The sequence below is a fragment of the Phenylobacterium sp. genome (assembly GCF_036563285.1).
In the GTDB taxonomy this organism is placed as follows: domain Bacteria; phylum Pseudomonadota; class Alphaproteobacteria; order Caulobacterales; family Caulobacteraceae; genus Phenylobacterium.
The window spans coordinates 158,905-178,780 of sequence record NZ_DATCMR010000010.1 but is presented as its reverse complement, the minus strand read 5'-3'; the positions used below and the strand labels follow the sequence as shown (position 1 = coordinate 178,780).

The following is a 19,876-nucleotide window of genomic DNA, read 5'->3' as shown; positions in this document are numbered from 1 at the left end:
GAAGGCTGATAGGCCTACTGTCCCATCGCCGCACGCCGTGCGGGCGAGGTCGGTGCATTTGAGGCGACGATGAACGTGTACAACCCCTCGCCCGTGGTCGAGCAATCCAGCACGGGCGGCGCCCCAGCCATGAGCCAGTTCGCTTCCATGGCTGGGCAACTCGAATTGAGACGCCTCTACACGGCATTCCGCCGTCGCCTCAAGCTGTTCAGCGCGGTGGCTGCAACAGTACTTGTACTCGCGATCCTTCTTACGCTTCAGGCGACGCCCAAATATACGGCGACGGCCAACGTGATGTTGGACCCCCGCCAAGAACGGGTCACTAACGTTCAGGAGGTTCTCTCGGGCCTGCCGGCTGACACGGCCGTTGTTGATACTGAGGTGGAGGTGCTTAGATCCCGTCAACTGGCGGAACGCGTGGTCACAGCGCTTAAGCTCGACCAAGACCCTGAGTTCAACCACGCGATCGCTGAACCGACGGGCGTCGGGGCCGTCACCGCACTCTTTCAGAGAGCTAACCCCACCGCCGCACAGCTAACCCCGGTCGAAGCGCAAAAGCAGCGCGAGCGGGTAGTGGACGCAGTCCTGGCGAATCTCTCCGTAAAGCGCGCCGGTCTCACCTACATCATTGACGTGGCCTTTGAATCAGAGGCGCCCTCGAAAGCGGCTCGGATCGCCAACCAGTTCGCGGAGCTCTACCTGCTTGAGCAGATGGAGGCCAAGTTCGACGCCACGCAACAGGCGACTCGTTGGCTCAATTCACGGCTGGACGAGTTGCGCGGACAAGTGCTCGCTGACGAGGCAGCGGTCCAGCAATTCAAGATCGCCAATAACCTGCTCAGCGCCTCCGGCACGAACCTCACGGAGCAAGAGATCTCCAACTACAACCAGACCCTCGCGCAGGCGCGCGCGCAGGTCGCGGAGGACGAGGCCCGCCTCACTACAGCCCGCGCCCAGCTTGCCCGCGGCTCGACTGGCGAAGACGTTGGGGAGGCGCTTAGCTCCCCCGTGGTCCAAAAGCTGCGCGAGCAGCGGACGGAACTAAGCGCCCGAGTAGCCGACCTGCAGGGGCGCTACGGCGAGCGGCATCCCGAAATGCTGAAGGCCAAGCGCGAGCTTCAAGACATAGACACTCAGATCCAGGCCGAAATCCGGCGCTTGATCTCGAACCTCGAAGCAAAAGCTCAGGTATCGCGACAGCGCGCTGGCGCCATTGGCGGAAGCTTGGGAGGCGCCCGTGGAGCGTTGGAGGCCAACAACCGCGCCATGGTTCGCCTCAACGAGTTGCAGCGCACCTCAGAGGCTTCGCGAACGCTCTACGAGAGCTACCTTAACCGCTACAAGGAAACGAGCACCCAGCAAGGCATAGAGCAGTCGGACGCGCGGGTTGTCTCCAAGGCCAAGATCCCCACGGCTCAAAGCTCACCCAAGGTGGCCCTGAACCTGGCGCTGGGGCTCCTTCTCGCGCTGGGCTGCGGCGTGGGTGCTATCGTACTTGCCGAAATGCTCGATGCAGGTCTCGGGACGGCAGAGGACGTCGAGCGGCGGCTTGAGACGACCTATCTTGGGTCCATTCCGCTGCTGAGTTCTGTGGCCGACGAGGCTAAGGGAGCCTCGCCGATAGATTATATCGTCGCCAAGCCTCTTTCGAGCTTCTCAGAGGCATTTCGAAACCTGAGGACGTCGATCCTGTACGCCCGCCTAGGCGAGCAGGTTAAGGTCGTGGCAATTACCTCCGCCCTCCCTGGGGAGGGCAAGACCACCACGTCAATCTGCCTCGGCCGCGCCTCGGCGCTGCAGGGCGCCCGCACCATCGTGGTGGACTGCGACCTTCGCCGCCGCACGGTGAACCGCGTCCTGGGTTCGGAGCCGAAGGCGGGCCTTTTGGAGGTCCTCAGCGGCGAAGCCACCCTGAAGGACGCCGTCCAGGTGGACGACCAGAGCGGCGCAAGCTTCCTGGCGATCTCCAAGAGCAACGTCACGCCGAAGGACGTGTTCGGTACCGCGGCCATGGACCGGCTGCTCACCGAGCTGCGCAGCCGCTATGATCTGATCATCCTCGACACCGCGCCGGTCCTGCCGGTCGCCGACACCCGCGTCCTGGCTCCCAAGGCCGATGCGGTGATCTTCCTGGCGCGGTGGCGCAAGACGCCTCAGCACGCCATCGAGGCGGCGTTCCGCCTGCTGGGCGGCACCGGCGCTCACCTGGGCGGCGTGGCGCTCACCCAGGTGGATATGAAGGCGCAGACCCGATACGGCTATGGTGACCCGGGTTACTACTACGCTGAATACAAAAAGTATTATGTGAGCTGAGGGGGAACGTCCCGTCCGCTGGACGGTGACGTCAGGCGAGCGAGATGACCAGTCGGCCAACAGCGATCCAGAACGCGGCGCAGACGCCGGCGACGCTGATCAGACCGAGGCCGAACGCCAGCGTCACGCTGGGCTGCGGCTGGGGTGCGACTCGAGCGGCGAGCATTTCCTGGAGGGCCTCCTGCAGCTCCAAAGCGGGCGAACGGACAGGCCGCTCGTCCCCGGACGCGAGTGACAACGCAGGCGCCGCGCTCTCGGTTGCGGCCGTTTCCTCGATCAGAAGCCGGGCCGTTTGGCGTCGGGGCATGGAACCCTCCTCGGGAGAGAGCCGTCAGCTTCGCTCGCTCGACCTTAAGAGGCGGTTTAGCGACACGGTTACAGCGGAGATTGAGTCGGGAACCTTGGCAATGGCGGCACGGGCCTTGCTGGGGAGCTGGCCGGACGTCGCAAAACGGGGGAATGCGCCATTGGGGAGCATCGGGGACACACCCGATCCCCCGCGCACTGACGCAGAATGCTGATGGAAGCCATCCAACACGCCGAGGCCAGTGAGGCGGCGCCGCCCCGCCAGTCCCGACTCGACCGCGCCGGTCTCACCGCCGCATCGGTGGCTGCGCTCGTCATGGTCCTGTGGACCTCGATCAGCACCTGGTTCATCGGCGGCTGGGCCCTGTGGGCGGGTTCAGCGGAGAACCAACTGCACCTGGGCATCAACGTGGCCTGCACCGTGGCGGCCGCGCTCTACGCGGCCCGGGTGCACGGGACGCTGGAGTACAAGCTTGGCCAGGCGATAATGGCGACAGCCGTCCTGTTCGGGGTCTACGCGCTCGCGATCCTCGGCGGCCGCCTGTTCTTCTCGCGGTTCCTGCTCACCTCCATGGTCCTTCAGTCGGTGGCGGTGGCGAGCCTCGTCGTCCTCCTGCGTCACCGCCTGGCCGCGAACCGCGTGGCGGTGATCGCTCCGCTGATGGGCGAAGGCCGGCTTGCGCTGCCCTTCGGCCGGGTGATCACAGATCCCAAGACCGACCTGCGCCCCTTCGACGTGGTGCTGGTCTCGCTCACCGAGACGGTCAGCGCCGAATGGTCGAAGGCGCTGTCGCGGGCGATGCTCGCGGGCTGCCGGGTCCGCCACGTCGGCGAATACATTGAGGAGCTCCGCGGCGCAGTCTCGCTCGAACATTTCGAGGTGGAGCACCTGCCCCCCGGCGGCATCGCCTCCTACCGGCTCGTGAAGCGGCTGCTGGATATCGGCCTCGTGGTCTTCATCCTGCCGGTCGCCGTGCCCGTCCTGCTCCTGTCCATGCTGGCGGTGCTGGTCACCAGCGGCCGACCGATCTTCTTCCTGCAGGAGCGCGTCGGGCTGGGCGGCGTCCCGTTCCGCATGTGGAAGCTGCGGACCATGCGCCCCGAACGTCCGGGCGAGGCCCTCAAGGCCGCCATCGTCGGCGACAACCGGGTCACGCCCGTGGGCCGGGTGCTGCGCCGCTTCCGGATCGACGAGCTGCCGCAGCTCTGGAACGTGCTGAAGGGTGACATGAGCCTGATCGGCCCCCGCCCCGAGGCCGTGCCCCTGCATACGGACTACCTCTCGAAGCTGCCCAACTATGCCTACCGTTATCTGGTTCGGCCGGGCATTACCGGCTGGGCCCAGGTCAGCGCCGCGCCCTCCGCCAGCGCCGAGGAAGCGCGCGTGAAGCTCACGTACGACCTGTTCTACGTGAAAAAGCTGTCGCTGCTGCTCGACCTGCAGATCGTGCTGCGCACCTTCTGGACGATCACCAGCGGCGGCGGGGCGCGATAGTCCCGCAATGACTCCCGGCATCGAGCCCTTTCGTGGCGGCCTCGCCACGAAGGTCGAGACGTTCGCTCGCCTGGGGCTCGGCAACCTCGCCCGCGTGGCGGCCTATCGAGGCGCGCTGAAGTTCCCGGCCAGCGGGATCCGCCGGTTGTCCGGCTCGCTGCCCCACGGTGAGTTCTTGCAGGCGGCGCAGATGCCGCCGGTGAGTGCGCCCGCCAGCAGCGCCTGGACCTGCGACGCCCTGCTGTTCAGCCACCTGCGGGCGGCGCTGCCGACCGCGACGCCCGACTGGCACGTCAATCCGCTCACCGGGCAGCGCGTGCCCGACAGCGCACGGCCCTGGTGGGCAATCCCGGACTTCGATCCGGCGGTCGGCGACATCAAGGGAATCTGGGAGCTTTCCCGCTTCGACTGGGTCCTGGCGCTGGCGCAGCGCGCGCGGCAGGGGGACAGCGCGGCGCTGGAGCGGCTGAACGGCTGGCTCGCCGACTGGATCGAAAAGAACCCGCCCTACCGCGGTCCCAACTGGAAGTGCGGACAGGAAGCCTCCATCCGGGTGCTACACCTGGCCATGGGCGATGTCGTCCTGGGTCCGGTGCGCGCGCCGCAGCCGGCTATGGTCCAGCTGGTCCGCCTCCACCTCACTCGCATCTTCCCGACGACGTCGTATGCCATCGGGCAGGACAACAACCACGGCACCTCCGAAGCCGCCGCGCTGTTCGTGGGCGGCGCGTGGCTCGGCGCTGGCGGCGGGCGCTGGGAGGCCAAGGGACGTGCGATGCTCGAGGAGCGCATCGGCCGGCTGGTCCAGGAGGACGGCAGCTTCAGCCAGTACTCCGTCAACTACCACCGCCTGCTGCTCGATACGCTGTGCATGGTCGAGGTGTGGCGCCGGCGGCTGGAGCTTCCAGGCTTCTCGAGCCGGTTCTACCAGCGCGCGGCGGCCGCCACGGAGTGGCTGCACCGGATCACGAGCCCCCTCGACGGCGACGCCCCCAATGTCGGGGCCAACGACGGCGCCAAGCTCCTGCGCCTGGGAGACGAGCCCTACCGCGACCACCGCCCCACGGTGCAGCTGGCGGCGGCCCTGTTCTGCGCGGCCCGCGCCTACCCCGCCGGGACTTGGGACGGGGCGGCGGAGTGGCTTGGCGTTAAGCTGCCGGACGGCCGACTCGATGCGCCGCAGTCGCACGCGGGCACCGACGGTGGGTTCGCCGTGCTGCGGCGACCCCCGGACGTGGCGCTCCTGCGCTATCCCCGCTTCCGCTTCCGTCCCAGCCAGTCTGACCTGCTGCACCTGGACTTCTGGCTGGACGGCGAGAACCTGCTGAGGGACGCTGGCACCTACAGCTACAACACCGACCCGGAGTGGCTGAACTACTTCGCAGGCGTCGAGGCGCACAACACCGTGCAGTTCGACCGGCGCGATCAGATGCCAAGGCTTGGCCGCTTCCTGTTCGGCGCCTGGCCTGAAAGCGAGATCGTCCAGCCGTTAGTGGCCGACGACGCAATGACGGCTTTCGGCGCGACTTACACAGACGCTCGCGGGGCGCGGCATGAACGCCGCGTGGAGCTCTCCACGGGCAGGCTGCGGGTCTCCGACACCCTGTCAGGGTTCAAGCACTCGGCTGTCCTGCGTTGGCGGCTCGCGCCCGGCGACTGGATTTTGGACGGGCTGTCGGTCTCCAACGGCCGCGTTTCACTCCACGTCGAGTCCGACACACCGGCCAAGCGCGTCGAGCTCACGAAGGGCTACGAGTCCCGGCGTTATCTCGAACGCACCGAGCTGCCGGTGCTCGAGGTCGAGGTCGCCCAGTCCGGGACCCTCGTATCCGAGATGAGATGGCAAGGATGAGGGTCCTCTACTTCCACCAGCACTTTTCCACCCCACTCGGCGCGACCGGCATCCGCTCCTACGAGATGGCGCGCGCGCTCGGCGCGGCAGGCCATCAGGTCCTGATGGTCTGCGGAAGCTACAAGGGCGGCGCCACCGGGCTTTCCGGTCCATTCAACCGCGGCATGCGGCGCGGCCTCGTCGACGGGCTCGAGGTGATCGAGCTCAGCCTCACCTATTCGAACCGCGACGGCTTCCTCAAGCGGACCGGGACCTTCCTGACCTTCGCCTTGCGCAGCATCGGCGTCGCCCTTCGCGAGCCGTACGATCTCGTCTTCGCCACGACTACGCCCCTGACCGCCGGTATCCCCGGGATCGTCGCCCGATGGCTGCGCGGCAAGCGCTTCGTCTTTGAGGTGCGGGACCTGTGGCCCGAGTTGCCCCGGGCCATGGGAGTGATCCGCAACCCGGTGATCCTTGGGGCCATGTCCATCCTGGAGTGGGTGAGCTATCGCTCTGCGCACCATGTGATCGGCCTTTCGCCCGGCATCGTCGACGGCATCGCGCGCCTTGGTGTTCCAAGGGCGCGCATCACCCTAGTTCCGAACGGCTGCGACCTGGCGATCTTCGCCGCGCGGGCCGAGCCTTGGCGGCCGGAGGGCGTTTCCGCCGGCGACCTCATGGCGGTGTTCACCGGCACGCACGGCATGGCCAACGGGCTGGGCGCGGTGCTGGACGCGGCACGGGAGCTGAGGCTGCGCGGCCGCGACGACATCAAGCTCGTGCTGATCGGCGACGGCGCCGAGAAGGCGGCGCTTCAGGAGCGGGCGGCCAGTGAAGCGCTGACCAATGTCATCTTCCTCGATCCCGTCGCCAAGGCGAGACTCTCGCAGCTGAACGCCGCGGCCGATGTCGGCATGCAGGTCCTGGCCAACGTCCCGGCCTTCTATTACGGCACCTCGCCCAACAAGTTTTTCGATTACATCGCTGCGGGTCTGCCGGTGCTCAACAACTATCCCGGCTGGCTCGCCGGACTGATCGCGGAGAACCGCTGCGGCCTGGCCGTGCCACCCGACGATCCGAAGGCGTTCGCGGATGCTTTGGAATGGGCGGCCGAGCACCGCACTGAGCTCAAAGAAATGGGCGTTCGCGGCCAGGAACTTGCGCGCCGCGAGTTCGACCGGAAGAAGCTCTCGGCACGATTTGTGAAGGTGCTGGAGACGACGGCAGGGGGAGAGAAATGCTGATGAACGCCAGATCCGCCCTGTTCGATGACGTGGTGGGCTTCGTCCGCAGCATCTATGGCGACGACTACATCCCGCTCCATCGCCCCGTCTTCGCCGGGAACGAGAAGGTCTATCTGGCCGAGTGCATCGACTCGAATTTCGTGTCGTCCGTGGGCGCCCGGGTCACCCAGTTCGAGCAGGACATGGCGGCCTTCGTCGGCGCGAGCCACGGCGTGGCGACCATGAACGGAACGGCGGCCCTGCACGCCGCCCTCCTCCTGGTCGGCGTCAACCGCGGCGACGAAGTGATCTCCCAGGCGCTGACCTTCATCGCCACCTGCAATGCGCTCAGCTACGCCGGCGCGAAACCTGTGTTCGTGGATGTCGACCGCGACACGTTGGGCATGAGCCCAACCGCGCTGCGCAAATGGCTCGAGGCCCACGCGGACCGGCGCGAGGGCGGCTGCTTCAACCGCACCACGGGGGCCCGCATCGCGGCCTGTGTCCCCATGCACACCTTCGGACTGCCCTGCCGCATCGAGGAGATCGTCAGCGTCTGCGATGAATACGGCATTCCCGTCGTCGAGGACGCCGCGGAGTCCCTTGGCAGCTACGTGGGCGACGCCCACACCGGCCTGTTCGGGCGCCTGGCGACGCTCAGCTTCAACGGCAACAAGGTCATCACGACCGGCGGCGGCGGCATGATCGTCACCAACGATTCGGCCCTCGCGGTACGTGGAAAGCACCTGACCACCACCGCGAAGACGCCCCACGCCTGGGAGTTCGTCCACGAGGAGACCGGCTACAACTACCGGCTCCCGAACCTGAACGCCGCCCTCGGGGTCGCCCAGCTGGAGCGTCTGCCGGAGATGCTGCGGATAAAGGCCGAGATCGCCGACCTCTATGCCCAGTTCTGCGCGGCCAAGGAGCTGCGGCTGGTGCGCGCCCGGGAGGGGACGACCGCGAACTACTGGCTCAACGCGGTGGTGCTGGACTCCGTCGAGGAGCGCGACGCGTTCCTGGAGCACACCAACGCCCGCGGCGTCATGACCCGCCCGGTCTGGCGTCTGATGAGCCGGTTGCCGATGTTCGAGTCGTGCCAGAACGACGGCCTGGAAATCTCGCACTGGCTGGAGGACCGCATCGTCAACCTGCCGTCCAGCGTGCCGGACAGCGAAATCGGGAGGCTGGCTTGAACATCCTGAGCCTGGTCGGCCGGGACGAGGCCCTCTTCGCCGACGACATCTCGACGCACGAGCAGGAGCTGTCGGAGCTGGTCGCCTCCAGCCGCTTCCTCGTGATCGGCGGCGCGGGCTCCATCGGGCAGGCGGTCTGCCGCGAGATCTTCAAGCGCAATCCCCGGGCGCTGCACGCTGTCGACATCAGCGAGAACAATCTCGTCGAGCTGGTGCGCGATATCCGCAGCACCCTGGGTTACGCGGACGGCGACTTCCGCACCTTCGCCCTCGACTGCGCCAGCCGCGAGTTCGACGCCCTGCTCAACGCGGAAGCCGGGTACGACTACGTCCTCAACCTGTCGGCGCTCAAGCACGTCCGCAGCGAGAAGGACCCCTTCACGCTGATGCGGCTGATCGAGGTCAATGTGCTGAACACCGTCAGCACCATTGCCCAGGCGCAGGCCAAAGGCGCGCGCAAGTATTTCTGCGTTTCGACGGACAAGGCCGCCAACCCGGTCAACATGATGGGCGCCAGCAAGCGGATCATGGAGATGTTCCTGATGCGCGCGAGCCTGGAGCTGCCGATCTCCACCGCGCGGTTCGCCAACGTGGCGTTCTCCGACGGCTCGCTGCTGCACGGGTTCAACCAACGGTTCGCCAAGCGCCAGCCGATCTCGGCGCCCAACGACGTGCGCCGGTATTTCGTCACGCCGCAGGAGTCGGGCGAGCTGTGCCTGTCGTCCTGTCTGCTCGGCGACAATCGGGACATCTTCTTTCCGAAGCTCAGCGCCGCCCTGAACCTCACCCGCTTCTCGGACATCGCGGTCCGCTACCTGGAGACGCTCGGGTACGAGCCCGACCCTTGCAGCACCGAAGACGAGGCCCGTGAGCGCGCCGAGGCGCTGATCCCGCAGCGGAAGTGGCCCGTCTACTTCTTCGAAAGCGACACCACCGGGGAGAAGGACTTCGAGGAGTTCTTCACCGAAGCAGAGACCCTGGACATGGACCGCTTCAGGTCCATCGGCGTGATCAAGAATGAACCGGTGTTCGACGCCGCCCGGCTCGACCGCTTCCTGGCACGTATCGCCGAGATCCGCGCCTGTCCCACCTGGGACAAGCCGGAGATCGTTGACCTATTCCACGAGATGATCCCGGACTTCTCCCACAAGGAAACCGGCAAGTATCTCGACAACCGGATGTGACCATGCAGCGACTGCTCGACATCCTGCTCTCGGCGTTGGCCCTGCTGCTGCTCTCGCCGCTCCTGCTGCCGCTGATGCTGGCGCTGAGGCTCACGGGCGAGGGCAAGATCTTCTACGTCCAGCAGCGCGTCGGGCGGGGCGGGCAGCCCTTCGGCGTGATGAAGTTCGCGACCATGCTCGAGAACAGTCCCAACATGGGCACCGGCACCGTGACCCTGAAGGATGATCCCCGGATCCTGCCGCTGGGCAAGTTCCTGCGGAAGACGAAGATCAACGAGCTGCCGCAGCTCATCAACATCCTGCGCGGCGACATGAGCGTGATCGGGCCGCGGCCGCAGACGCAGCGCTGCTTCGACGCCTTTCCAACCGAGATGCAGGCCGCCATCCTGAAGGTGCGGCCGGGCCTCTCCGGCATCGGCTCCATCGTCTTCCGCGATGAGGAGGAGATGCTGCACGAGAGCGGCGACGCCGAGCGGTTCTACGATCACGTGATCATGCCGTACAAGGGCCGCCTGGAGGAATGGTACGTCGCCCACCAGGGGCTGGGCGCCTACCTCGCCTGCATCGCGCTGACGGTGTGGTCGGTGCTCTCCAAGGACACCAGCCTGACGTTCAAGGTTTTCCGTAGCCTGCCCGCGCCGCCGGCGGAGCTGCTCATGCTGAAGACCGGCCAGGCGCCGGTGGCTGCGGCGACCTCCCCCTGATGCCCCGCGACCGGCGCGTCTACCGGCAGGTCGCGCAGCTGCACATCGACTGCATCGACCAGGGCTTCCTGCCGCAGCTGGGCGCCGACTTCCTGACGCTGATGTACGAGTGCCTGGACGAGGATCCCGGGGCGCTCCTGCTGACCTGCGAGCGTGACGGCGACGTGGTCGGATTCGTGACCAGCGCGGGAAGCCTCGGCGGCGTGTACCGGCGCATGCTGGGGCGCTGGCGGCGCCTGGCCCCCGCGCTGGGGCCTTCGCTGGTTCGGCCACGCCGCGTTCTGCGGATCCTGGAGATCCTGCGTTACAGCGCCGCCCACCCTGCCGACGCCGCCCTGCCAGCCTCCGAGCTCCTCAGCCTGGCGGTCGCCCCGGCGTGGCGCGGAAAGGGATGCGCGGAGGAGCTGTACCAGGGCCTCGTGCGCGAGCTGACCCAGCGGGGGGAGCGCGCCTTCAAGATCGTGGTCGGCGCGCCGCTCGCCCCGGCCCACCGCTTCTACCGGCGCATGGGCGCAGAGCCGGCGGCCGAGATCGAGGTGCATCGTGGAGAGGCCTCGACGGTGTACGTCCACCACCTGGCCTGATCCGCAGCCCTAGTCCTCGAAGCGGGCTGCCCGGATCGACCAGCGGCTGACCTCGAGGACTTCCTCCAGCGGGATAGGCGCCGGGCCGCCGGTCCTGAGCGCCTGCACGAAGGCCGCAGCGCCCGCTGCGTGGCCCTTGTCCTGCCGGCTGCTGGTCATCTTGGAGAAGCCGGGCCAGCCCCAGGCGCGCAGCGCCCGGAAGTTGTCGAGCTGCAGGATGCGGCCCGCGCCGAAGGCTTCGATCCGCTCCTTGGGGAAGGTCTTCGCCCCGTTGGCGAAGTAGTGGATCGTGCCGTGGGAGCCGTCGGCGAACTCGAGCACGAGCGTCGCCTTGTCCTCGGCGACGCCTGCGGCCGGCCGCCCGAGCTTGACCGCATGCAGCCGCTCGATCGGGGCGCCCACGAGGTAGCGGAGCAGGTCGACGAAGTGGCAGGCCTCCCCCACGATCCTGCCGCCGCCCGCCTCGGCGTCCTGCGTCCAGTGGCCGGCCGGGATGGCCCCGGCATTCACCGTGACGATGAAGGTCTTGGGCTCCGACAGCTGTCCAAGCAGCTCGCGCATCTTGATGGCCAGGGGGGCGAACCGGCGGTTGAAGCCGACCATCAGGATGGGCGACGGCCCCTCCCCTCCGGCGGCCGCGGCAGCGACGCGGTCGAGCTCGGGCTCAGTCAGGGCCAGCGGCTTCTCGACGAACACCGACTTGCCGGCCTGCAGGGCGCGCTCCGCGAAATCGGCATGGGTGTCGTGCCGGGTCGCGATCACCACCGCATCCAGGTCCGGATCGGCGATCACCGCGTCCACGTCCGTGCTCGCCTGGGCGAAGTCGTTCTTCCGCCCATGCACCAGCGCGGAGACGCCGCCCTGGCTGGTCACCGTGACGAGCTCGGCGCCCGCGCCCTTGAGCGCCGGGATCAGCATCCGCGAGGCGAAGTTGCCGGCCCCGATGACGCCCAGCCGCGCGCCGCCTGCGCTGCGGCGCACGTCCCGCAGGGCGATCGTGCGGCCGAGCTTGGTCTTCGAGGCCCCGTCCGCGTAGGTGATCACGATCCCCATGGCCTGGGCGTCGCTGGTCAGGGCCGCATAGGCGCTGCCGGCATCCGCCACGGCATAGCGGTGGGTGATCAGGTCGCCCACCTTCAGCGAGCCGGCCGCCATGAGGTCGAGGACGGCCTCGAAGTTGCGCTGCTCGGTCCAGCGGACGAAGCCGAACGGATAGTCCTGCGCCCGCTCCTCGTAGGTGGGATCGTACCGGCCGGGGCCGTAGGAGCAGGAGACCTGGAACGTCAGCTCCTTCTCGTAGAAGTCGGCCCGGTCCAGCTCCAATCCCGTCACGCCGACCAGCACGATGCGGCCGCGCTTGCGGCTCATCTTGGCGGCCTGGGTCACGGGATCGCTGCTCTTGGTGGAGGCCGCTATGATCACCGCGTCGACCCCGCGCCCGTCGGAGAAGGCCAGGCCCGCGGCCACGGCGTCCTGGCCGGCCGAGAGGTCGACGACCTCGGCGCCATAGCCTCGCGCGAGGGCGAGCTTCTTCGCGTCGAAGTCGAGCCCGAGCACGCGGCAGCCGTTGGCGCGCAGGATCTGCACCGCCATCAGGCCGATCAGCCCCAGGCCGAAGACGGCGACCCGCTCGCCGATCGCAGGCTCGGCGAGGCGGATCCCCTGCAGCGCGATCGCGGCGAGCGGCGTGAAGGCCGCCTCCTCGTCCGTCACGCCGTCGGGGATCTTGGCGCTGAGCGTCTGCGGCGCGGCGACAACCTCGGCATGCGGGCCGTTCGAGACCACGCGGTCGCCGGCCTTGAAGACCTCCACGCCGGGCCCGACCTCCAGCACCCGGCCGGCGTTGCAGTAGCCGAGCGGGATCGGCTGATCGAGCTTCGAGCGGACCGCCTGGAGCGTCTCCAGCACCCCGTCGGTCTGAGCCTTGGCGAGCACCTCCTTGACGCGCTGGGGCTGCTTGAGGGCCTTTTCGACGAGGTTGCTCTTGCCGAACTCCACGAGCATCCGCTCGGTGCCGGCGGAGACTAGGGTCGCGGCGGTCTCGATCAGGAGCCCCCCTCTGCGCGCCCGCGGCGCGGGCACGTCTGCGGCCTCGATGGCTCCGCTAGCAAGCGATTGAATTACCTGACGCATAACGATCAAAGCCGGCCACAACCCGGCGCCCCGCTGAGAACAAACGAACGACCGACCTTCTCGGCATTAGGAAGCGCGCGCCCGATCTAGTCGCTGTGGTGATTCGCACGATCCGTGGCATCCAGCAACTATGGCACGTTGAGATCGAGAAGCCCGCGAGCTGGCGCGACAATTACTCAATGGCGTAGCGGTCCGCATTATGTCATTTCAGGAAACAAACAGTATGACAGGCGCACCTGTAAGTTAGGTCCCTATCTTTGCGATCCATCCGGATCCTTAAGGGCAGAGTAATGTTGGTAAACAATCCCTCGAGAGAGGCTATAGCGCGGGCTGCCGCGCATGTTGGCTTCAAAACCGCTGACCGCTACAGGAAGCGTTGCGAATTTCTATTTCGGGGCGTTCCGCTTGAAGGAGCTATCGTCCTTGACGTCGGCTGCGGCAAGGGAGCCTTCCCCATTTGGGCGGGCTTGCATGGTGCGAAACGAGCGCTAGGCATTGAACCCGAAACGGACGGCAGCACCGCTGGAACCTTTAGACAATTCCGCGAAGCGATCGCAACGCTGGGACTCGCGAACGTGGTCGAGGCGCAGCGAAAGTATCTGTCGGAATTAACACCGGATGATGGGCCGTTCACCGCAGTGATACTTTCGCAGGTGATCAATCATCTTGACGAAGCCGCAACGATAGATCTGCACAAGAACCCAGAGTCGATGTCGCGATATGTGGCCACCCTGACGCACCTGCGAAGTCTAATGGCCGAGGGCGCGGACCTGGTGGTTACGGATTGCGACAGCCGCAATTTCTGGAATGACATAGGGCTCCGAAATCCTCTTATGCCCACGATCGAATGGGAAAAGCATCAACCGCCGTATATCTGGGCGGAAGCGTTTTCGAGATCAGGCTTCAGGCTAGCGCAAACCACCTGGTCGCCCATGTACCCTCTGGGAAGGGCGACGGAGAACTGGCCCGTTCATTATTTTACGATCTCGCACTTCTGCATGCGACTAAAAGCGGTGTGATCAATAAGCGGCGCAGCTTGTATGCTACAGCCCGGACTGAGGCGTATCTCTGTCAACTTCTAATTCGGCCATTCTATCGCACGGCTGACTGAGGACATTGAGCAATGTGCGGAGTGGCCGGGCTTTGGCTTGCGACTGCTGATCCAAATATCGGCCGCTACGCTAAGCAGATGTCGGATACGCTAGCTCACCGAGGCCCAGACGGAGAGGGCGTCTGGATTGAACCTCGCGGCCGAGTGGCCCTGGCCCATCGCCGTCTCGCCATCGTAGACCTGACCCCCACTGGCCTACAGCCGATGACGTCAGATTGCGGTCGCTTTACGGCCACCTACAACGGCGAGCTGTACAATACGGCAGAGCTGCGGCGGGAACTCGAGTCCCTGGGTCATCGGTTTCGCGGCGCGTCGGACACGGAAGTCCTCGTTAATGCGATTTCCGCATGGGGTGTCGCTAAAGCCTGCCTGAAGCTGAATGGGATATTTGCGTTTGCTGTCTGGAACGAGGCTCGACGCGAGTTGTCGCTTGCACGCGACCGAGCTGGCGTTAAGCCGCTGTTTTACAGTAGTGGCGACGATCGCCTCTCTTTCGCCTCCGAAATCCGCGCCCTGTCGATACTTCCCGAGTTTGATCGATCATTGGACGGGGATGCAGTTAGGTCATTGATCACCAACAACCATATCCAAAGCCCCAACACGATCTATCGCAGCGTGAGGGCCGTCGCTCCAGGCTCTATCGTGTCCTTCCTTGCGCCCGGCGCGCCCTTATTCTCCCGTTACTGGGACGTCGCTCAGGCTGTCGCTGAAGCGGCGCCAAGTCGGCAGGCGCATCGCTCCGTGGACGAGACGCTTGATGAATTGGAGCAACTGCTGGATTCTTCAGTTCGCAGGCAGCTCGTCTCAGATGTCCCGATCGGCGCATTTCTGTCTGGCGGGGTCGACTCCTCGCTCATTACGGCACTGATGCAGAAAAACTCCAGCAAACGGGTCAAGACGTTTTCGATCGGGTTCGACGAACCCGGCCTTGACGAAGCGCCTTTCGCGAAGGCGGTAGCCGCACATCTCGGGACCGAGCATCGCGAACTCTACGTAGAAGCCCGAACGGTGTTCGAGACCGTTCCGCTCATGACTGGCGTGCTCGACCAGCCCCTATCGGACGTGTCGAGCATCCCTATGTACCTCTTGAGCAAGATGGCGTCGCAGGACGTGACCGTCTGCCTCTCAGGGGATGGCGGAGATGAGCTCTTCTTTGGCTACAAGCGCTACCTGGAGGCTATGCGGGTCAGACGCGCCTTGGCGCGCGCGCCAGCCGCGTTCCTAAAAGCCTTGGCGACTAGCCTTGCGGTGTTCGGCGGCGACCGGATACGCGATCAGGGCTTCTTACGACCAGGCCGGGGGGGCCGGGCGGCTTGGCATGCTGCCCGGTTGATCCACTACGGTGCCAAGGAACTAAACGACATATATTTGCACTTCGTAACGGCCCAACTTGGGCCGCGGCTGATCGAACTGAACACCCCAGTTGAGAATCGCCTGTGGCAGACGAATAAGTCAGTGATCACCGACTTCCCTGAGCTTCTGATGCTCCACGATTTCACGGGCTACTTGCCCGATGAGGTGCTGGTGAAACTGGATCGCACCACAATGGCTGCTTCATTGGAAGGTCGCGTTCCCTTCCTAGATGAGCGGGTTATAGATTTCGCTTGGAGAGTACCGGCCTCGCTTAAGCTACGAGAAGGTCTGGGAAAATGGTGTGTTCGAAGAGTGCTGTCGCGGTTTGTCCCGGCAGCCTTAATCGACCGGCCGAAGGCGGGCTTCAGCCCGCCTATAGGTAAGTGGCTCCGCGGCCCTCTGAAGGATTGGGCAGAGTCGCTGCTGAATGATGCGGCCATTAAATCTACTGGCCTGCTGAATCTCGAATCCACAAAAGCCGTCTGGCGAGCACACTCCGACGGCAAGGTGGACGCAAGTAGTCAGCTTTGGTCCATGCTGTCATTGCAGTCCTGGGTGCGGGCTAACAATGTTGCATGACACGCCGTGCGGTTTTCTGGATCAGCGCGCGCGCCTACGAGCATTAAACCAATTCTAAGACCCGGTAGGCTGCTATGACTGTATTGATCACCGGCGGGTGCGGCTACATAGGCTCGCACGTCGCCTGGGCCTTGGCCGATCGCGGCCATGAAATCCAGATTCTCGATGATCTGTCGACGGGTCACCCGGACAACGCCCCACCACAGGCAGGGCTTATTGTCGGGGATGTGAGCGACCCGCGCTTGCTCTCGGAGGCCTTTAGCCAAGGCGACGTTTCCGCGGTGATTCATCTCGCAGGAAAAATACTTCCCGCCGAGTCGGTGAAAGACCCAATCCGATACCTGAACGAGAATACCTGCAAGACAATCGCGCTGCTGGAGGCAATGGTGCGCGCAGGTGTTCGGCGCCTGGTGTTCTCTTCGACTGCGGCGGTCTACGGGCAGAGCGAGGTACCCAAAGTCGATGAAGACGCCGCGACGCGGCCCATGAGTCCCTACGGCGTCTCGAAGTTGATGGCCGAACAGGCGATCGAGGTCGTTTGCGCGGCCCACGATCTGCGCGCGACGGCTTTGCGCTATTTCAATGTGGCGGGCGTGGACGCAGCCCTTCGGTGCGGTCCCCGGGGACCGAATCCCGGACACCTGATTCGAACTGCCATCCAGTGCGTTCGTGGCGTCGGTGGCCCCCTGGTGGTGTTCGGAGACGACTACGAGACGCCGGACGGCACGTGCTTGCGCGACTACATCCATGTATCCGATCTCGCCGCGGCCCACCTATCGGCGCTGTTGGACCTAGAAACACACGCCGGGTTCCATGTCTTCAATTGCGGCTACGGCAATGGAGCATCAGTGCTCGAGGTGATCAGGACCGTCGAGATGGTCAGTGGCAAGGCGCTACCTTATACGGTCGGCCCGCGGCGGGACGGTGATCCGCCGGCCCTTATTGCGGATCCAACGAGGCTGCTCGAGACGGGGACTTGGAAGCCGACCTACAGCCTGGCTGAAATCGTCCGAAGCGCTATGCACTGGGATGACGTCGGAGCGGATCGCGCCAGGGCCCTTAATGATGGAGCTCGCCAAGGGCCCCATCCTTATCCGCTGGGACGGGTTGAACGATAAAGTGCGCGCGCATTGAATCCTTTCCCGAAATTTGCGCAGGCCACTCGGACCGCCCTCAGCGACCGGTCGCTGATCCGAGACATCGCCACGCTAGGCGGCGGCGCGATCGCAGCTCAAGTAATCAACTTTGGGTTCTACCCGCTCCTGACCCGACAGTATACGCCGGGCGACTTCGGCGACCTCGGCATATTCATGTCGTTCATTGCCGTCCTTACGCCCGTGGCGGGTCTCGCCTACTACTGGGCGATCATATTGCCGACCAGCGAGAGGCGGGCGCTTCGGATTCTGATCGTCTCGTGCATTTCCGGGATCGGATTGTCAGGGGTTCTGGCAATTGCCATCGCGGTGCTCTCCAGGGTGGGGGGACTGGCAGCGTTGCAACTACGGCACGAAGGTGTAGCGCACCTTCTCGCGCCGTGCCTCGCCTTCATGGCCATCATGCTGGCCCTGCAGCAGTGGCAGACCCGCGACCGACAATTTGTCCGGCTCTCGTTGTCCGGGCTGGTGCAGACGCTCACGGCCAATGTCCCACGAGCGATCCTGGGCTTCCAAGGCCCGAATTCGCTGACGCTGGTCGTCACCTATGTCGTCAGTATCGTCGCCCAAACAGCCTTCTTGATTCCCTGGGGGCGGATGGCCGCGTTTGCGCGACGGCCGTTCTCGATATCTGTTAAGCAGCTCTGGGTTACAGCCTGGGAGTATCGCCGCTACCCACTGTTCCGTGCCCCTCAAGACTGGCTCAGCGCTACGTCTCAAAGTCTTCCGGTTCTGCTTCTCGGCTTCTTCTACGGTCCAACAGAGGCGGGGCTGTACGTCCTTTCCCGTTCGATAATCGGCGCTCCCCTCGACCTAGTTGGAAACGCCGTCGGAGGCGCGATTTACCCGCGCTACGCCGAGGCCAGCAACGGCGGGGTCTCCATCGCACCGCCGATAAGGCAACACATCTTGGTGCTCCTTATCTTCGGAATCACGCCTCTCGTGGCCATCACCCCGTTCTTACCCTGGGGGTTCTCGGTCCTATTCGGCAACGAGTGGTTAGAAGCCGGCCAGTACGGAATGTTCCTTGGAGCATGGCTGTTCAGCAACCTCTTGACTGTGCCTTGCATTCGCGCGGTTCCAGTCTTGGCGGCTGAAAGGCTGCAACTGGGGCTTGGGGTGATGACCATGATCGGCCGAGCAGCCGCCTTGGGCGGCACTGCGGCCATTGGCGGAAGCGCCCTCACCGCGGTTGCGCTGTACTGCGTGTTCGGAATCCTCGCTAATCTCGTCGTCACTTGGGCGATTTATGATCGCGCGCGAGTTCAGGGTAATTCGCTTCCCACTGCGGGCCTGCCGCGGTCGTCCGTCTCAAGCAACTAAGGATAAGGGTGAACAATTGATCCGCGGCCATTCAGCTCCCGGGCTTTCATTCGCTGACCTGGCTGCTCGCTTTCTCGTGGTCGCCGCCGGTCTAAGTCTGAACGATCTATTCAGCCGCGCCTTCGGTGTGGGGCAAGTCGCCTCGCCAGGTATGTTTTTGGCGGCAGCTGTCCTGCTGCTGCGACTCAACACGCGCGCGCTTGGTTGGCCAACCATTTTGTTTCTCGGCACCATCGCAAGCTATCTTGGCTTGGGGTTGCTTTTCTCTGCCATTCATAATGATATAGAGAGCGCTATACCTTATTGTTACATGTATTTAGCCTCCGCAGCAGTCACGCTTGGCGTTGTCAACTATGTGGCAACTACAGAACATACCGAAAAACTGCACAGCTTCATCTTGTTCACCAGGAATGTTTACGCAATTTCGGCCGCCTTTATTTTGGCCTCTCCTCTTCTGGAAAAGGTTTTGGATCAGGGAGCGTATGCGAATGATGGCCGGTTCCGCGGCCTATTCTCTAACCCGAATGAGGCGAGCTACGTCGGTATATTCGGCTGGATTCTTTGCACCGTTTTTCCCTTCAAGGACCGACGGCTGCAGATTGTCGCTGCGTCAGGAATAGCCGCGGGCGTAGCCTGCACGCTTTCGAAGGGCGGGATCGTCGTCCTCGTGGCGCTTATGCTCTACCAAGCCTTCGACTTAAGGAAGCCGAAGCGAACCGCAATCGTAACATTTTTGGCGGCTATTGGCTTAGTCGTGATTCAGAACATTCAATATCTTACAATGCAAATTCTGGCCCAATATTCTGGGGTTCTTTCTTCTTCACAGACGATCCGAATTGTCCAAATCACTGGAATTCTGGGAGGCCAGATCAATTCTGAGACCAGCACAGGCCGCACGGTGCTGTGGAATCTCTCTCTCGAGCGTTTCGCCGACAATTTTCCGTTGGGTGGCGGGCTAGGCTCTTTCCACTTCCTTGTAGGGGGCATTGGCGAGGGAGGGGTCTGGCAAGGCGCCCACAACCTCTATCTGATGATGCTAGGCGAGGCCGGACCAATCCCACTTCTGTTCCTTCTATTGATGGGAGGCATTTCGGTCGCGAAAGCATTTTCGCTCCCTGAGCGCTTCCGCCACCTCCTCCTCCTCCTATGGATCACTCTCGGCCTGCAAGCGCTCACGAGCCACGGCACGCTTGAACTTCGACACATCCTGCTTGTCGTTGCGCTCGCCTTAGGCCTGACCATTCGGCTGGCGCCGAACAGGTTAGCCCGCCGAGCATCACGCTCGTGGCAACGATCATCATTGGCTCCAAGATCAGCGTCGAGCCCAACGCCGCAAGCGGTCGGTGCGCGCGCGGTGGACCCTTGACTTTGTTTGGCTATCTCA

The 19,876-nt window shown here is 64.5% G+C and carries 15 protein-coding genes; 13 read left to right on the top strand and 2 right to left on the bottom strand.

What is annotated here, in order from left to right; genetic code table 11:
- Positions 1–69 precede the first annotated feature (69 nt).
- Complete coding sequence (locus tag VIL76_RS10495; protein WP_332044972.1) at positions 70–2,313, top strand: GumC family protein; 2,244 nt, start codon at positions 70–72, stop codon at positions 2,311–2,313.
- 31 nt (positions 2,314–2,344) lie between these two features.
- On the opposite strand, the gene VIL76_RS10490 is transcribed toward VIL76_RS10495, so the two are convergent.
- Complete coding sequence (locus VIL76_RS10490) at positions 2,345–2,620, bottom strand: hypothetical protein (protein WP_332044971.1); 276 nt, start codon at positions 2,618–2,620, stop codon at positions 2,345–2,347.
- Positions 2,621–2,833: 213 nt separating this feature from the next.
- Between VIL76_RS10490 and VIL76_RS10485 the strand changes: the two genes are divergently transcribed.
- From VIL76_RS10485 to VIL76_RS10455, 7 genes are read left to right on the top strand one after another with little or no spacing between them, the layout of a single operon-like run.
- Positions 2,834–4,114, top strand: a complete 1,281-nt coding sequence (locus VIL76_RS10485; protein ID WP_332044970.1) for a sugar transferase — start codon at positions 2,834–2,836, stop codon at positions 4,112–4,114.
- A gap of 7 nt (positions 4,115–4,121) precedes the next feature.
- Entirely contained in the window at positions 4,122–5,966 is a 1,845-nt protein-coding gene (locus VIL76_RS10480; RefSeq protein WP_332044969.1) for a heparinase II/III-family protein, read from the top strand.
- On the top strand, positions 5,954–7,192 hold the full coding sequence (locus VIL76_RS10475; protein ID WP_332044968.1) for a glycosyltransferase family 4 protein: 1,239 nt from the start codon (positions 5,954–5,956) through the stop codon (positions 7,190–7,192). The genes VIL76_RS10480 and VIL76_RS10475 overlap by 13 nt, the downstream gene beginning before the upstream one ends.
- A complete protein-coding gene (locus tag VIL76_RS10470; protein ID WP_332044967.1) occupies positions 7,192–8,367 on the top strand; it encodes a LegC family aminotransferase in 1,176 nt (391 codons plus the stop codon). Before VIL76_RS10475 ends, VIL76_RS10470 begins: the two co-directional genes overlap by 1 nt.
- Positions 8,364–9,551: a UDP-N-acetylglucosamine 4,6-dehydratase gene (locus VIL76_RS10465; RefSeq protein ID WP_332044966.1), complete on the top strand. Its 1,188-nt coding sequence runs from the start codon at positions 8,364–8,366 to the stop codon at positions 9,549–9,551. The genes VIL76_RS10470 and VIL76_RS10465 overlap by 4 nt, the downstream gene beginning before the upstream one ends.
- Positions 9,552–9,553: 2 nt before the next feature.
- Positions 9,554–10,255 (top strand): sugar transferase, encoded by a 702-nt coding sequence (locus VIL76_RS10460; RefSeq protein WP_332044965.1) that lies wholly within the window; start codon positions 9,554–9,556, stop codon positions 10,253–10,255.
- On the top strand, positions 10,255–10,839 hold the full coding sequence (locus tag VIL76_RS10455) for a GNAT family N-acetyltransferase (RefSeq protein WP_332044964.1): 585 nt from the start codon (positions 10,255–10,257) through the stop codon (positions 10,837–10,839). Before VIL76_RS10460 ends, VIL76_RS10455 begins: the two co-directional genes overlap by 1 nt.
- A 9-nt stretch (positions 10,840–10,848) precedes the next feature.
- Here VIL76_RS10455 and VIL76_RS10450 read toward each other — a convergent pair whose 3' ends face one another.
- On the bottom strand, positions 10,849–12,921 hold the full coding sequence (locus VIL76_RS10450; protein ID WP_332044963.1) for a bi-domain-containing oxidoreductase: 2,073 nt from the start codon (positions 12,919–12,921) through the stop codon (positions 10,849–10,851).
- A 341-nt stretch (positions 12,922–13,262) separates the two neighbouring features.
- Here VIL76_RS10450 and VIL76_RS10445 point away from each other — a divergent pair, with 341 nt between their 5' ends.
- The 5 genes from VIL76_RS10445 (at position 13,263) to VIL76_RS10425 (ending at position 19,858) form a co-directional block, all read left to right on the top strand.
- On the top strand, positions 13,263–13,991 hold the full coding sequence (locus tag VIL76_RS10445) for a class I SAM-dependent methyltransferase (RefSeq protein ID WP_332044962.1): 729 nt from the start codon (positions 13,263–13,265) through the stop codon (positions 13,989–13,991).
- Between the two features lie 104 nt (positions 13,992–14,095).
- Positions 14,096–16,015, top strand: a complete 1,920-nt coding sequence (gene asnB / locus VIL76_RS10440) for an asparagine synthase (glutamine-hydrolyzing) (protein WP_332044961.1) — start codon at positions 14,096–14,098, stop codon at positions 16,013–16,015.
- A 74-nt stretch (positions 16,016–16,089) separates the two neighbouring features.
- Positions 16,090–17,133, top strand: a complete 1,044-nt coding sequence (gene galE / locus VIL76_RS10435) for a UDP-glucose 4-epimerase GalE (protein ID WP_332044960.1) — start codon at positions 16,090–16,092, stop codon at positions 17,131–17,133.
- A 12-nt stretch (positions 17,134–17,145) separates the two neighbouring features.
- On the top strand, positions 17,146–18,492 hold the full coding sequence (locus VIL76_RS10430; protein ID WP_332044959.1) for a lipopolysaccharide biosynthesis protein: 1,347 nt from the start codon (positions 17,146–17,148) through the stop codon (positions 18,490–18,492).
- On the top strand, positions 18,419–19,858 hold the full coding sequence (locus tag VIL76_RS10425) for an O-antigen ligase family protein (protein ID WP_332044958.1): 1,440 nt from the start codon (positions 18,419–18,421) through the stop codon (positions 19,856–19,858). The genes VIL76_RS10430 and VIL76_RS10425 overlap by 74 nt, the downstream gene beginning before the upstream one ends.
- Positions 19,859–19,876 lie beyond the last annotated feature (18 nt).

Coding starts and splice junctions, on each gene's coding strand:
- VIL76_RS10475 (WP_332044968.1), top strand. CDS start 5,954: ATGGCAAGGATGAGGGTCCTCTACTTCCACCAGCACTTTTCCACCCCA.
- VIL76_RS10480 (WP_332044969.1), top strand. CDS start 4,122: ATGACTCCCGGCATCGAGCCCTTTCGTGGCGGCCTCGCCACGAAGGTC.
- asnB (WP_332044961.1), top strand. CDS start 14,096: ATGTGCGGAGTGGCCGGGCTTTGGCTTGCGACTGCTGATCCAAATATC.
- VIL76_RS10495 (WP_332044972.1), top strand. CDS start 70: ATGAACGTGTACAACCCCTCGCCCGTGGTCGAGCAATCCAGCACGGGC.
- VIL76_RS10470 (WP_332044967.1), top strand. CDS start 7,192: ATGAACGCCAGATCCGCCCTGTTCGATGACGTGGTGGGCTTCGTCCGC.
- galE (WP_332044960.1), top strand. CDS start 16,090: ATGACTGTATTGATCACCGGCGGGTGCGGCTACATAGGCTCGCACGTC.
- VIL76_RS10425 (WP_332044958.1), top strand. CDS start 18,419: ATGATCGCGCGCGAGTTCAGGGTAATTCGCTTCCCACTGCGGGCCTGC.
- VIL76_RS10445 (WP_332044962.1), top strand. CDS start 13,263: ATGTTGGTAAACAATCCCTCGAGAGAGGCTATAGCGCGGGCTGCCGCG.
- VIL76_RS10490 (WP_332044971.1), bottom strand. CDS start 2,620: ATGCCCCGACGCCAAACGGCCCGGCTTCTGATCGAGGAAACGGCCGCA.
- VIL76_RS10460 (WP_332044965.1), top strand. CDS start 9,554: ATGCAGCGACTGCTCGACATCCTGCTCTCGGCGTTGGCCCTGCTGCTG.
- VIL76_RS10455 (WP_332044964.1), top strand. CDS start 10,255: ATGCCCCGCGACCGGCGCGTCTACCGGCAGGTCGCGCAGCTGCACATC.
- VIL76_RS10485 (WP_332044970.1), top strand. CDS start 2,834: ATGGAAGCCATCCAACACGCCGAGGCCAGTGAGGCGGCGCCGCCCCGC.